The sequence below is a fragment of the Bacillus sp. T-10(2022) genome, from assembly GCF_056502895.1.
Genome location: NZ_CP113518.1, coordinates 509,406 through 523,501 on the forward strand (window position 1 = coordinate 509,406; position 14,096 = coordinate 523,501).

A 14,096-nucleotide genomic window follows, 5' to 3' on the forward strand; every position below is an offset into this window, starting at 1 on the left:
TTGATTTTTTTGGAAATAAACGGAAGGGGATTAAGGGATGAGTAATCTGAAAAAGGGAGAGTTAGAAATAGAAGGTGTTTTTATTTTTCCTAACTGTAAATTGGATGATATAAAAACAAAAGAATCTTCAAGTATGTTTAAATCTATAACCCTTGATAGTCATAATAAATCTTTAAGGTTTTTAAAGGCACCTAAATTAGGTAGCAAATATTTTAATGTCCGATTATCATTTGAAAATAATTTAATATCGGGAATTAATTTGAAAGTAAATGATCCATCCATTAACCAATGGGACTATGAAGAAAAACTATCGCAGCATGGTGAATGGCTTACAGAGCAAATTGGGTATCCAGATGGCATATTGTCTGAAAATGTATTTGAATGGGGTAAGATTACCCAGTGGTATGATCCAAGGTCATGTGATGCAGGAATCAGCATAGTATATTTCCAATGATAAACTGTGAAAGAATATAACTGAAGCGGGTAAGATGATAACTCGAATTATATATTTCTTGAGGTGAAGCATCTAAAAGAAAATGTACATAATTTGAGGGGGAGGAAAGCAATTTGAAAAAAACAGAATTGGAGAAATTATTAATTAAAGATAATGTTCAAAAAAATCTATATAGCCTTAATGGTGGACTACCTAATGAGGTGCTTTGCTTAAATAAAAGAGATAATATTTTGGAAGTCTATTATAGTGAACGTGGGTTGAAATCACATTTAAAGAAATTTGATACAGAAGATGAAGCATGTGAATATTTTTATAAAACAGTTTTGGAACTTCTGAATTAATATTCATTTTTCAATACAAGATATTAAATGAGAACAAGTTAGACGAGGTGAAGCTAAAGATGAAATATGCCATATATAATCATAAGGATTACCTCTTGAATATCCGTAACGACAGGTTAAGACTAAGAACCCATGAACCTGAACAAGGATTTCGTGAACTTATTGATCAAACAGGGAATATGACAAATCTGTTTATCAAGGATGTGACTAAAGAGGAAGTTGATTTAGTTTATGAACTAAAGTTTTTGGTAGCTTACAAAGGTAAAGAGTTTGAGCCATATTCATTGGGCAGGCATATCTTGGATGAAAATGAGATTTCGTTATTTAGTATGGATAGTAATGATGTAGACTGCTATGGATTCGAAAAGCAAGAGCAATTTGTTTTTAAAAAGGACGTGCCTCTTGACGACATAGAAGCGATTATTGAGATGAAAAAACCAATATTAATATTTGAAGATTTACCTGAAACCAGGAAGGTTATACCAAGGGGAGAAACTAGAGACTATATAATGAAGCTGGATAGTTTATACAATGGAAATTCCTAAAGAACTAATATAAATAAGGGTCTAGCGGGCTTATTAAGCTGGAATCTATTCAGGTGGAGAGAATCAAATTTTTGTGTCGGAACCTTGGGAAGTAAGTATTTAAAAGTGGTGGATGAAGTTCCAATAAAATGACTGTATTATGGGGGATAAACTTGGAGCAAACTTTATTAGTTATTAAAGATGCTTATGTTCGTTTGGTGAAAATATTAACAAAAGAAAAGAATGATATAGAATATTTATTACGAAAAGCTAAAGCCTCAATTGAATTGATTGATATATGCTTATTGGATTGTGAATCAGCAGAGCAATATCGTAAAACTATGATGGAATTGAGTGGCATCTATCATGATATAAATAAACCTAGAGTGGGTTTATCTGATTATTTTATTTGGGATGATAACTATGACAAGAGAATCGTTGCTAATAACGAATTAGATGGAATAAAAGATATTTTATTAAAAGAATTTAAAAGGGACAATTAATTTTATCAAGAGTATTTCCCGCTAATAAAAGACTTTAACATAAGTTGAAATGATTGTTTCCCGATGAATGAAATGCAATTTAATTTTGATGATAATTACTACCTCAAAATGGAGGAACCTATGATAAGAAAAGGAAAGTATGCAATACATAATGGTAGCGAGTATAGTTTTAGTCTACTGGAAGATAAGTCTATAAAGTTAATAAGTAATAAACATGCTGATCTATCTCAAGGTTTCAAACATTTAGATGAAAAAATCTATATAAAAAATGTTTCTGTAGAAGAGGTAGAAAATTTATTTAAGATAAATTCGAAGGCAAAATATAAGGGAGAGATGTTTCAAGCATCTGAAGATAGAAAAACAGGTAAAGTGCTTTTGGATACCACCAACACTGAACTTGCCAAAAAGATGGGGTTTGAACGAACAGATAAATATATGTACACCAAATCTGTGGAATGGGATGAAGTGGCGATAATCGAGGAGAGGAAACCCTATTCATTAGATTAATTTCCTCATTGAAAAGCCCTTAAGGTTAAGGGCTTTTTAATGAGGAGTATCAAACTAAAGGCAACGAATCAGCACCAGTTGATTTGGTAACGACAAGTATACTGCCGTTACCAAATCGCCCGAAGGTGCCTGGATTATAATAGCCTAAGCAGAGCCTGTGCACCTGTTAGGATAAGCCCTATTATAAAACCGCAGACCGCTCCGTTCACACGAATCCATTGTAAATCTTTTCCTACACCATTTTCCATCATATCAATCAGCGTTTCGTTGTCTAGCTTATCTAAATTTTCTTGTACAAGATTGCCGATCTGCGTATGATTATTTTCAATGAGAACAGTAATTTGTTTCTGTATCCAATTATCGATGTGGGTGCTATTTTCTATTATGTTGTCCAGTACGTGATGAATCATTGGAGTCAGATAAGTATCCATGAAATGTTCATCTTCGACGAAATCCAATGCTTCTTGTTGAATTTGTTGTAGACTTCCCTTTATTGCCGCCTCAGGCTCCCATTTTGTCAGAAGTTGTTTTTTCCATTTTTCAACTCCTTCTAACAGTTCCGGGTTATGGTTAATGCCTTGTATCTCTTTCCTGATATATAAGATTAAAGCCTCTCTATTTGGTTCTTTCTCGTTTTGTAAATTATTTACGACACTTAATAATAGGTTTTGTATGATATTCCCAAGTTTCTCTTCGTTAAGTAGACTTTGAATGGACTTAACGGCGAACTGAAGCATACCTTCCAGTTCAATCTTACTGAGTACATCCATGGAAACAGTGCCAAGTCGGTGACTGGTTTCTTTTTTTCCTAACCAATCTTCAGCTTTTTTCAAAACATGATCCAAAGCCTTCTTATCAAACTCTTCGTTAAGTAACTGTGAAGTTACTAAATGTAGCATCTTGCTCATGTCTATGCTAGAAAGTGATGATTTAATTTTTTTTGCAACGAAAGGTGTAATCTTTTCTATATCTATATAACCAATCATTTGCTTGATTAGTTTAATCAGGACTTTTCTAAAAGTATCACTTTGAATCTCTTTTCCTAAAATAGGGATCAATTTTTCAGTAAAAGGAATATGTTTTACTTTGTCCTGAATGCTTTCCTTAGAAAGCCAGTCGTTTTTTAACATCGAAACAAGTGCATTTGTCATTCTTTTACGATTGTTGGGCAAAAGCGCTGTATGGGGGATTGGTAATCCAAGCGGATGGCGGAATAATGCAGTGACTGCAAACCAATCTGCCAATCCGCCGACTAAACCAGCCTCAAACCCTCCATGTAATAAATCTAAAGGCAATGAACCTTGAAATGGAGTGGTTGCAATATAACCCGCCCCCATGATAATTAGTGAATATCTAGCTATTTTTCTTGAAGATTTTATTTTTGGTGACATTATATTCCCTCATCCTTAAAATGATAGTCAATTACTATAACCCGAATCATTAGCAAATTTTATAACTTACTTTCATCTAGTAGTATAGCAGGTAGTTCAAAAAAATAACCACAACAAGGCAGTAAGTTCATTAATTTTGGGCATTGAATATTTGTTATTCCCTTGAATGTTCAATATTCGGATGGTTAATGCACAAAAAAAGCCGATTCACTCAATCGGCTCAATTTACTAATTTAATTAAGGAGGCAAAAAGCTCTCCGGATTATTTGTTTTGGTTCATCTCCAACATATTATGATGCGTCTGTTTTTATCGAATTATTTTTAACGGTCCCTACTTTTTTCTTATCTTTCATGCGACTGAAAATAAAGGCTAGAACGGAGCCTGATATATTATGCCAAACACTGAAGATGGCACTAGGTACAGCGGCCAAAGGCGAGAAGTGGGCTGTGGCTATAGCTACACCTAAACCAGAGTTCTGCATACCAACCTCCATTGCAACAGCTTTCTGTTTGGCTAAATCCATTCCGCATAAACGAGCAAAGAAAAAGCCGAGTAAAAAGCCAAGAACATTATGAAGAACGACTACTGCAAAAATCAGCAAACCTGTTTTAGCCAGCTGAGCTTGGCTGCCAGCTACTACGGCAGATACAATCAGGACGATTGAAATGACTGATACTAGAGGTAAAGCCTTTGCACCGGCCTCTGCCTGTTTGCCGAAAAACTTTTTAACGATGAATCCAAGCAGCAGTGGGATGATCACCACTTGAATGATCGAAATGAATAATGATCCAATACTGATATTGACCCATTTACTTGCCAAGAGCAGAATAAGCAGGGGAGTTACGATAGGTGCTAGAATAGTGGAAACAGAAGCAATGGCAACTGCAAGCGCAACATTTCCTCTCGCAAGAAACACCATGACATTTGAAGCTGTTCCACTAGGGCAACATCCTACCAAAATGACACCAACAGCCACTTCTTTGGGCAAATCGAACCCTATTGCTAATACAAATGCCAATAAGGGCATAATGATAAAATGTCCTGCTACCCCTAGTGCGACTTCTTTCGGCCGTCGGAAAACTTCTTTAAAATCCGATGCTGATAATGTAAGTCCCATGCCAAACATGACAATTCCCAATAATGGAACAATATAGGCTCCAATCCATATAAAATGATTAGGTAAGATATACGCAATAACTGCAAATAAAATGACCCATAAGGTAAACGTTTTACCAGCAAATCCGCTGATTTTCTCTACTACTCCCATAGTGACCTCCTAGATGTTTTAAAATAAAACAATTATAATTTATATTCAGAATATTTAAAACCCTTTTGAGCAATAAAAATATCATTACGGCTGAACTAGTATGAATATGACGATTTACTATAGGAAAAAAGCGGACAGGGTTTTTAGATTCTGTTCGCTTTTTTACTTTATCTTTTTAAAAAAATAAGAGGGTGCTGTATATTAGTGGCAAACTAGTTTATAAGGAACTGAGTTAGAATTAGTATTTGTTGTTTTACATGTTTAATTATTGCTATTGTATGTTTAGCCAGGGCTATAAAAGAAGTGGAGATGTGGTTTCTTTGATACATATATTAATTGCGGATGATGATCGGCATATTCGGGAGTTGCTTAAATTTCACTTGGAAAAGGAAGGGTACATGGTATTCGAAGCGAAGGACGGGAATGAAGCTTCCTTGCTACTGGAGAAGGAACGGATCCATCTGTCTGTTGTCGATATTATGATGCCGTATAAAAACGGACTGGATCTTTGTAAGGAAATCCGGGATCAATATGATCTGCCCGTCATTTTATTGACAGCTAAAGATCAACTTATCGATAAGGAAAAGGGGTACTTTGCAGGTACGGATGATTACCTAGTAAAGCCGTTTGAGCCAAGGGAACTTCTATTTCGGATAAAAGCGCTAATGCGAAGGTACCGTCTGGTGAATTCTGAATCGATATCATTGAATCAAACTGTGATTGACCGTAAAAGTTACGAAGTGCGAATAAAGGGGAATACGCTGCTCCTGCCGCTTAAGGAATTTGAGCTGCTGGCTCAGCTGGGGAGTTTTCCAGATCAGGTCTTTACGCGTGAGCAGCTTATTGAACTGGTTTGGGGTGCTGATTTTGCAGGGGATGATCGAACGGTTGATGTCCATGTTAAACGGTTGAGGGAACGTTTTGCCGGGCGGACCGATGACTTTGTCATAACGACTGTCCGTGGATTAGGTTATAAACTGGAGGTCAACAAGAAGTGAAAACACTCTATTTCAGGATAGTTATTCAAACCATTTTGATCATGGTGCTTGCCAGTGTCATCGCTTTTTTAATTTCCAATGTTTATTATCATCAGGTTCAAAAACCCAACAATGGTGAGAAAATAAGCAAAGTCGCAAGTGAGATCGTCTCCTTATATGAGGAGAATCCTCATCAGGATATTGATGCGTATTTAAACCATATTGCAGGTTTGCACTATCAAATGTATCTATTTAATGAGCAGGGTGAAGGAACTTTATATGGTGAGCCGTTTCGGGAAGCGAGTTTGGATCGCGACACGATTTCAGGAGTTTTGAACGGGAAAACCTATCAAGGGATCGCCAATTATAATAATGGGTTATTTATTACCGGATTTTTTGAAGATGTTTTAATTAATAGCATTGGGGTCCCAATTAATGTGGATGGCGAGAAATATGCCTTGTTTGTAAGGCCGAATATAGAGCTGCAGTTTGGAGAGTTCCGCTTTTACCTTTCTGTTTTGCTCGTACTTACGCTCCTGCTCAGTTTTTTATTTGTTATTATTAACACGCGTTTCATCGTTAAGCCAATTACGAAATTAACAGAAGCTACAAAGAGAATCGCTGATGGGGATTATAGTAGTGAATTGAATGTCACCCGCAGTGATGAAATTGGGGATTTGGCTCAACATTTCTCGAAAATGACTCAAAGCATACAGCGGTTAGATGATATGAGACAGGAATTCGTTTCAAATGTTTCTCATGAAATTCAATCTCCGCTTGCATCCATCCAAGGTTTTTCTCAAACCCTCCAATCGGAGGAATTAACAAAAGAACAAAGAAATCAGTACTTGTCCATCATTGAAAAAGAAAGCAGGCGCATGTCATCGTTAAGCAAACAGCTGCTCATGCTTGCTTCGTTGGATAAAGCAGAAGATCCGCTGCAACGGACAAATTTTGATTTAGCGCAGCAAATCCGGCAAGTGTTGTTCATGCTGGAATGGAATTGGCGGGAAAAAGATATGGTGATCGAAATGGATTTGCCGTCAACCGTCATTTCTGCAGATGAAAAACTTTTAAATCAAGTTTGGACGAATTTGATAACCAATAGCATTAAATACTCGGAAAGCGGCAGTTCGATCGATATTCGGATTAAAAGAATAGGCAGTGCTGTTGAAGTGATTATCGCGGATACGGGCATCGGAATTCCAGAAGAAGACCTCCCTTATATCCTTGATCGCTTTTATAAAGTCGACAAAGTGAGGAACAGGAGTGAAACCGGAAGCGGCTTAGGACTTTCGATTACGAGGAAGACGGTTGAACTTCATGGGGGAATGATCGAAGTTCGAAGCGAACTTGGTAAAGGGACCACTTTTTATATACGGCTGCCCCTTATGTAATCAGTTGTTCATCTTCCATTCATATTGATTGTTTACAATCGGGTCATACCGATTCAATGATCGGTAAACAAAAGGAAAGGGAGATGAAATGATGTTTTTGGCAATACGTGAACTAAAGCATTCAAAATTACGTTATCTGCTGATTGGACTGATCATGATATTGGTCGCTTTGCTTGTGTTTATCATTTCAGGATTAGCTAATGGACTTTCTTCAGATAATGCTTCATCCATACAAAACATGAAGGCCGACTATTTTGTTATGGAGCATGACTCTAAAAATAAATTGAACCGATCGATCATATCGATGGAAAAGCTAGATGAAATCCGGGCTTCATCGGATGTTAAAGCAGCCGAAGGACTTGGGCAAATGATGATCACATTGAATAAAGTCGGCTCTTCGGAGAAAACGGATGTCACTATTTTTGCGACCGATGCCAGTGGTATTTTAGCACCGAAGGTCATAGAAGGAACGAGCTATGACAATAAGAAACAAGGTGAAGTCGTTGCAGATCGTTCTTTAAAGGAAGTTGGTTATAAATTGGGTGATTCACTCAAAGATGACCTATCTGGTAAGATTTTCACCATTGTTGGTTTTACTGAAAAGCAGTCTTATAGCCATACACCGGTAGTTTACATGAATGTTACGGGGTGGCAGGAGATTAACCCAGCATTGAAAAATCAAGGAAAAGACTCAATCAGCACAATAGCCGTGCAAATGGATTCGAAGTCAGAAGAGAATGTACGTGAATCATTGCCTGAAGGCGTAACGCTCATTTCGAAAGAAGAATCACTTCAAAGTATACCAGGGTTCAAAGAGGAACAGGGTACACTGACGATGATGATTGTCTTCTTGTTTGTCATTGCGGCTTTCGTTTTGGCAGTATTCTTTTATGTGATTACCTTACAGAAGACGAATCAATTTGGTGTCCTTAAGGCACTTGGGGCAAATACGGGCTACCTGGCAAAAAGCATCGTTGGTCAAGTAACGCTGCTTGCCGTGACATGCATCGCCATCAGTGTTGCACTGACATATATCGTCACTTTAATCATGCCAGAAGGAATGCCATTTGAATTGAGTACCGATTTGGTCATTAAATATTCCGTGTTACTTTTGGTTGTATCCGTATTGGGTTCGCTGCTATCACTATACCGAGTAGCGAAGATAGATGCGATCGAAGCAATTGGGAGGGTATCATGATGGGGGATAAACTATTATTTGAAAACGTCAGTAAGATTTATGGGGAAGGCGTTAATAAGGTGATAGCCCTTGATAATATTTCCCTGAATGTGAGAGCGGGGGAATTCGTCGCCATCGTGGGTCCTTCAGGCTCAGGAAAAAGTACTTTTCTTTCAATAGCGGGTGCGTTACTTTCCCCGAGCGAAGGTCGCTTACTGTTGAATGGTGGGGATATTACAACACTATCCCCAAAAGAATTGACTCGAGTGCGCCTTGAAAAGATCGGGTTTGTATTCCAATCGTCGAATCTTGTGCCATATCTCTCCGTACGAGATCAGCTTCTGCTACTTTCTGAACTGATTGGCAAGCGAGATAAAAAAACTGTGAAAAAAGCGGACGAATTGCTTAGCCACCTTGGACTTGGACATCGGGCAGATCACCTGCCAGAAGCACTGTCGGGCGGTGAGCGGCAGCGTGTAGCCATCGCCCGTTCGCTAATGAATGATCCAGAAATCATTTTAGCGGATGAACCAACGGCAAGTCTTGATTCCAAAAGAGGCAGGGATGTTGTTGAAATGCTTGCACATGAGGTGAAATCAAGAAATAAAGCGGCCATCATGGTAACGCACGATGAAAGAATGTTAGATTTATGTGATCGAGTGGTCAATATTACAGATGGCAAGGTATTTGGATGAAGTTATACGTAAAAGGCCGCCGCCTCTCCAAAGGAATTAGGAGTGGCGGCGGCCTGAATTGCTTGAAGGGAATGGTTAATACAGTAAGCGGTTGGAATACTAGTCGTTACTTTATATAAACGATTTGCGATTATGTATAATCCCAGATGGTTATCTGCGGATTAATCATGTTTTTTTATTTTAAAGAACAAGCAGTGATAGGTTGCTTTCACACCTGAATCATTTCGGTATTCTGTGTCGTATATGTTGATTAACTCTCGAAAAAAGGAAGGGCGCTGGCAGTAGTTTTCTTTGTTGCTGTTAGCAGCGCCAATCTTTTTGATTGAAGTGAAAAATTCACGTACTGTCTGAAAGTACTCCAGTTCAAGCTTTTCTATTTTTGTAATCTCGATTGGAGCTGCTGCTGAATAGGGGATTGCTGCTTCGCAAACTTGGGATAATTCTTCCAGAGTGTAAAACGTTTGGCCTGGTGAACTATCCATGGAAAGTTGAAGCTTTTCTTTCGCTTGTTCATATGATCTATGAAGCTCTTGAAAGGTATCTATTCCGAACGTTGAAAATATCAGGCTTCCTTCCGCCGTTAATCGTGTAAAAAGTTTTTCAAGGGTTGCAGGAATATCATTCAGCCATTGAAACGTTGCATTGGAAATAATCAAGTCGTAATTTTCATTTAGCGCCATTTCTTCGATGTCCGTACATAAAAATGTAACACGGTCTTCCTTTGTCAATCCTTTTGCCACTTCAACCATACCGGGTGCCAAATCAACAGCCGTAATGGCGGCATTAGGGAATGTTTTGACGAGTAACCTGGTTAAGTAACCGGTGCCGCAGCCGATTTCAAGAATATTGATTTTATGATTGGTGTTTTTTTGAGGAAGCAAATCCACTAATTGCTTTGCCATTTTTTTTTGAACATTGGCATACGCATCATATGTTTGCGCGTGTTCACTGAATCGCTTGCTTAACAATCTTTTATCTATCATGAACGTACTCCTTTTGAATAAATGTTTTTATATGCTCCATACATTCCTCTGGTTTTGTGAAAAATGGAATATGACCAGCACCTTCGATAATACGAACCTCGGCTTTCCCACCCAGATTCTCTTTAATGAAAGATGAAGCTTCAAGTGGACAAATTTTGTCTTCCCTCCCATGAAGCATTAAAAAGGGGGCTTCAATCCGGTCGAGTCTTGCTCGAGCATCTTTCTGAAGTAAATAATCCAAACCAATCAGAAGCGAAAACACATCATCTCCATGAAACTCATGTTCAATTGTCTTGGTGAATTGATGATAAAAACCTGCTTCTTTTTCAGCATCGGAAAACATGGCTTCATAGAAGGAAGTCAAAGTCTTCTCTTTATTGCGCGGCAGTTGTTTCTTCATGCGCTCGACCATTCGCGGATCCCAGCCAAATGAATAATTTTCTCCTGTAGTGAACCGACTTGTTGCGCCAAAAAGGATAAAACCTTTTATTCTTTCTCGAAAAGAACTTGAAAGTTCAAGTGATACTAGTGATCCTAATGACCAGCCCAATAAATAAACAGGACCATCGATGGAAGCGATTGTGTTTATGACCCGTTCTTCAAAGTCATTTAGTGCCTTCATATCTTTCCAATCTATAAATGAAAGGTGAAATAGTTCTGACAGCGGTTTGATTAACGGTTGAAACGCCTCTTTTTCCATTCCCCAGCCAGGAAGCACGACTAAATTCGGCTGCTTCATTCAACAACACCCATTTCTTTTCCAATGATCGAAACTTTTTGAACTGCCCAATCAAGATCTTTTTTATCGTGGAGAGCCGTTACGGTAAAACGGATTCTCGCTTCATTTTCAGGAACGGTCGGCGGCCTGACAGCAATAGCGGCAATTCCTTCTTTTTGCAAACGTGCAGCAAATTCCATCGCTTTTTCGTTTTCCCCGATGACGATAGGAACAATTTGTGATCGGCTTCCGCAAATGTTAAACCCGTAATTTGTGAGTTCTTCTCTAAAGTATTCTGAATGTGTTTGGAGCAGTGAGCGGCGTTCTGGTTCTTGCTGTACAAGTTCAATCGCTGTTTTTATAGCACCAAGTATGGCAGGGGGAAGTGCAGTTGAATAGATGAATCCGCGCATGCGATTTTTTAAATAGTCGATGAGCCATTCTTTCCCGACAACATAGGCCCCGAATGAACCAAGTGCTTTACTGAATGTTCCCATTTGGATATCTATTTTATTTTGAAGATGGAGGTGACCGGCATAGCCTTCACCGTTTTTACCATAGATACCGCTTCCATGTGCTTCATCTGTCATTAACATTGCGTTATAACGTTCCTTTAACCGGACAAGGTCTTCAAGAAAAGCAAAGTCACCATCCATACTGAAGACCGTATCCGTCACGATTAATTTACGTGCTTCAATCGGTGATTTTTTCAAAGATGCTTCTAAGTGGTCTAAATCATTATGACGATAGCGTATATGCTTTGCACGGCTTAAAAGAGCTCCATCGACAATGCTTGCATGATTCAATTTATCGCTATAAATAATATCGTTACGGGACAGCAGGGTGGAGATTATTCCAAGGTTCGCGTTATATCCACTGTTGATGATGAGTCCTGCTTCGGCTTTCTTCCAATCGACAAGAGCTTGTTCCGCCTGCTCGTAAAGAGGATGATTGCCAACAATTAAACGTGAAGCCGTTGCTCCTGCACCATATGTAAGTACTGCATCAACCATAGCCTTTTTCAGCCGCTCATCTCCTGCATATCCTAAATAGTTATTAGAAGCCAGATTAAGCATCCTGCACCCGTTGATCGTAAGCCAAGGCTGCTCGGCACATACGGTTGATACGAGTTCACGCTTTTGCGAAATCTCTTCTAAATGAGCCAGTTCATTTTTTATTTTTTCTTCCCAACAAGGTAATTGTTTTTCACTGTGCATGGCCATTCTCCTTTTTTATATGTCAACTAAAATTAATATAAGTTAACATATAAAACATTCTAATCATGACTCAATGAAACTGTCAAGCTTTGAAAAGGAGCATGAGAATAAATTAATAATCCATTAATCTCGGAGAAATCAAGGGTCAAAAAAAGCTGGTTGGTTATTTTGATCCAAGCCAGAACATTTAAGGAGAATCGGGCAGCGGCTTTGTTAAGCTAATGAATAAAAAAGCTTAGTGAAAATAGTGACTTTGTATGTATTAAGCTCGTTCATTGAAGATAATCTAACTTCCAAGGTAGTCTTTTTGTTAAACCTTCAAATCTTTGAAGGATTAAATGGAATTCCATGTTACTATAGAGCAGTGAAATTTAACAGAATTCACATTAACCATTAGATAAAGGAAGGGTAATAAATATGAAAAAGATTTCTTTGGATGTTTTCTTTATATTAATAGGAGCTTTTATTTTTGCTTTGGCAATAAATCTTTTCGTCATTCCCAATGAGCTTGGTGAGGGAGGAGTCACGGGGATAACCATCATTTTGTTTTATCTTTTTGAATGGTCACCAGGGCTGTTAAGTTTGATCATTAACGCTTTCCTGCTCATTGTCGGTTATAAATTTTTGTCGAAATTAACAACGGTATATACAATCGTAGCCGTTGCATTTAATTCACTTTTCCTTCATTTAACCGAAAGTTGGACGATATCTTCAGATGAATTGGTCATCAATGCAATATTTGGCGGGGTTTTTGCCGGTGCAGGAATTGGCATGATCATTCGTGTTGGGGGCACTACTGCCGGTACGACGATCCTGGCCCGAATTACGAATAAGTATTTGGGATGGAGCTTAAGCTATGGACTTCTGTTTTTCGATTTAATCGTTGCGTTCTCATCTTATTTCATCATTGGTGCAGAAGGTCTGATGCTCACTATCCTTATGCTTTATATTGGAACAAAAACGATGGAATTCATCATTGAGGGATTGAACCCGAAAAAAGCGATTACCATCATTTCAAATGAAGCGGACCAGATTGCAAAACAAGTAACCGAATTGATGGACCGGGGGGTCACTGTTTTTAGCGGTCATGGATACTATACAAAGGCATCCAAGGATATTTTATATATCGTTATAAGTAAGCAAGAGGTGCTAAAGTTAAAGAGAATAGTGCAGTCAACGGATAGCAATGCTTTTATAGCCATACATGACGTTCGGGACGTATTTGGTGAAGGATTCCTGGATATCTCGAAGTCCTGATGCTAGTAAGGTATAAGCGAAATGAAAAGGCCTAATTAGGCTTTTTTATTTTGCAATGCAAAAAATCTGTAAATTCGGAATAATTTGTTATATTATGTAAGTAAGAAACCACACACCCTGAGGAGTGCAGCCATTAAATGTGGAGGTGTCCAAGATGATCCTTTTAAAAGTGGATGACAGAAAGTTTGGGAAAAGCAATATCAAGTACAGTGTCGTTGATAAGGAAACAAATGAATTGATCATTAGCGGTGTGTTTAAGGAATTTGGACAAGCAAGCGATAAATATTATGAATTGAAGGATGAATACGGTCCTTCCAATGTGAAAATGATATTGAAGTGAAAAGAGGGGGACCGACGGGTTTCCCTTTTTTCGTATAATGCCAGGAATGAAAATGGCCCGTACGATAAATAATCGGATAAAGGAATAATCAAAGGTTTCTGAATCATATAATTAGATTAAGAGAGTTCTTAACATCCTTTTTTTACAATATACTACAATTTTATTGTAAAGTATGGAATTTGGTGGTAATATTAAGCGCATAAATGTAAACGTTTGCAACGTTTTTTTGTGAGGAGGTGATGTAAAAGAAGTACGCTAGACTATGAATTTTATGGAATTAAAGGCTTTTATTTTACTAATTTTATGCAAACGTTTTCTTAAAATTGCATGAATATTATGAGAAAAAG

General features: G+C 38.0%; 16 protein-coding genes. 11 read left to right on the top strand and 5 right to left on the bottom strand.

Annotated features, from left to right (window positions below):
• Positions 1–37 precede the first annotated feature (37 nt).
• The 5 genes from OSJ91_RS02450 to OSJ91_RS02470 all read left to right on the top strand — a co-directional run bounded on the left by OSJ91_RS02450 (position 38) and on the right by OSJ91_RS02470 (position 2,329).
• Positions 38–454, top strand: a complete 417-nt coding sequence (locus tag OSJ91_RS02450) for a hypothetical protein (protein ID WP_377451240.1) — start codon at positions 38–40, stop codon at positions 452–454.
• 113 nt (positions 455–567) lie between these two features.
• The gene (locus OSJ91_RS02455) at positions 568–795 is read left to right on the top strand and encodes a hypothetical protein (RefSeq protein ID WP_485890925.1); all 228 of its coding nucleotides are present in this window, start codon (positions 568–570) and stop codon (positions 793–795) included.
• 59 nt (positions 796–854) lie between these two features.
• Positions 855–1,340 carry a hypothetical protein gene (locus tag OSJ91_RS02460; RefSeq protein ID WP_350301068.1) on the top strand — a complete coding sequence of 162 codons (486 nt, stop codon included), beginning with the start codon at positions 855–857 and terminating at the stop codon, positions 1,338–1,340.
• Between the two features lie 152 nt (positions 1,341–1,492).
• Positions 1,493–1,822, top strand: coding sequence for a hypothetical protein (locus OSJ91_RS02465; RefSeq protein ID WP_485890926.1), 330 nt, complete (start codon positions 1,493–1,495; stop codon positions 1,820–1,822).
• Positions 1,823–1,885: 63 nt separating this feature from the next.
• Entirely contained in the window at positions 1,886–2,329 is a 444-nt protein-coding gene (locus tag OSJ91_RS02470; protein WP_485890927.1) for a hypothetical protein, read from the top strand.
• Between the two features lie 134 nt (positions 2,330–2,463).
• Here OSJ91_RS02470 and OSJ91_RS02475 read toward each other — a convergent pair whose 3' ends face one another.
• Both OSJ91_RS02475 and OSJ91_RS02480 read right to left on the bottom strand, forming a co-directional pair.
• Complete coding sequence (locus OSJ91_RS02475) at positions 2,464–3,720, bottom strand: DUF445 domain-containing protein (RefSeq protein WP_485890928.1); 1,257 nt, start codon at positions 3,718–3,720, stop codon at positions 2,464–2,466.
• A 290-nt stretch (positions 3,721–4,010) separates the two neighbouring features.
• Positions 4,011–4,988 carry a bile acid:sodium symporter family protein gene (locus OSJ91_RS02480; RefSeq protein WP_137018575.1) on the bottom strand — a complete coding sequence of 326 codons (978 nt, stop codon included), beginning with the start codon at positions 4,986–4,988 and terminating at the stop codon, positions 4,011–4,013.
• A gap of 320 nt (positions 4,989–5,308) precedes the next feature.
• Between OSJ91_RS02480 and OSJ91_RS02485 the strand changes: the two genes are divergently transcribed.
• The 4 genes from OSJ91_RS02485 to OSJ91_RS02500 all read left to right on the top strand — a co-directional run bounded on the left by OSJ91_RS02485 (position 5,309) and on the right by OSJ91_RS02500 (position 9,234).
• Positions 5,309–5,986, top strand: coding sequence for a response regulator transcription factor (locus OSJ91_RS02485; RefSeq protein WP_485890930.1), 678 nt, complete (start codon positions 5,309–5,311; stop codon positions 5,984–5,986).
• A complete protein-coding gene (locus OSJ91_RS02490; RefSeq protein WP_485890931.1) occupies positions 5,983–7,362 on the top strand; it encodes a sensor histidine kinase in 1,380 nt (459 codons plus the stop codon). The genes OSJ91_RS02485 and OSJ91_RS02490 overlap by 4 nt, the downstream gene beginning before the upstream one ends.
• Positions 7,363–7,453: 91 nt before the next feature.
• Positions 7,454–8,560 (top strand): ABC transporter permease, encoded by a 1,107-nt coding sequence (locus OSJ91_RS02495; protein WP_485891833.1) that lies wholly within the window; start codon positions 7,454–7,456, stop codon positions 8,558–8,560.
• Positions 8,557–9,234, top strand: coding sequence for an ABC transporter ATP-binding protein (locus tag OSJ91_RS02500; RefSeq protein WP_485890932.1), 678 nt, complete (start codon positions 8,557–8,559; stop codon positions 9,232–9,234). Before OSJ91_RS02495 ends, OSJ91_RS02500 begins: the two co-directional genes overlap by 4 nt.
• A gap of 161 nt (positions 9,235–9,395) precedes the next feature.
• On the opposite strand, the gene bioC is transcribed toward OSJ91_RS02500, so the two are convergent.
• Genes bioC through bioF form a run of 3 tightly spaced genes read right to left on the bottom strand, consistent with a single transcriptional unit; the run spans position 9,396 to position 12,152 of the window.
• Entirely contained in the window at positions 9,396–10,217 is an 822-nt protein-coding gene (gene bioC / locus OSJ91_RS02505) for a malonyl-ACP O-methyltransferase BioC (protein WP_485890933.1), read from the bottom strand.
• Entirely contained in the window at positions 10,207–10,956 is a 750-nt protein-coding gene (locus OSJ91_RS02510; protein ID WP_485890934.1) for an alpha/beta hydrolase, read from the bottom strand. The genes bioC and OSJ91_RS02510 overlap by 11 nt, the downstream gene beginning before the upstream one ends.
• Complete coding sequence (bioF, locus tag OSJ91_RS02515) at positions 10,953–12,152, bottom strand: 8-amino-7-oxononanoate synthase (RefSeq protein WP_485890935.1); 1,200 nt, start codon at positions 12,150–12,152, stop codon at positions 10,953–10,955. Before bioF ends, OSJ91_RS02510 begins: the two co-directional genes overlap by 4 nt.
• Before the next feature lie 417 nt (positions 12,153–12,569).
• Here bioF and OSJ91_RS02520 point away from each other — a divergent pair, with 417 nt between their 5' ends.
• A complete protein-coding gene (locus OSJ91_RS02520; RefSeq protein WP_350301079.1) occupies positions 12,570–13,409 on the top strand; it encodes a YitT family protein in 840 nt (279 codons plus the stop codon).
• Positions 13,410–13,563: 154 nt separating this feature from the next.
• Positions 13,564–13,749, top strand: a complete 186-nt coding sequence (locus tag OSJ91_RS02525; RefSeq protein ID WP_034305959.1) for a hypothetical protein — start codon at positions 13,564–13,566, stop codon at positions 13,747–13,749.
• The last annotated feature ends 347 nt before the right edge of the window (positions 13,750–14,096 follow it).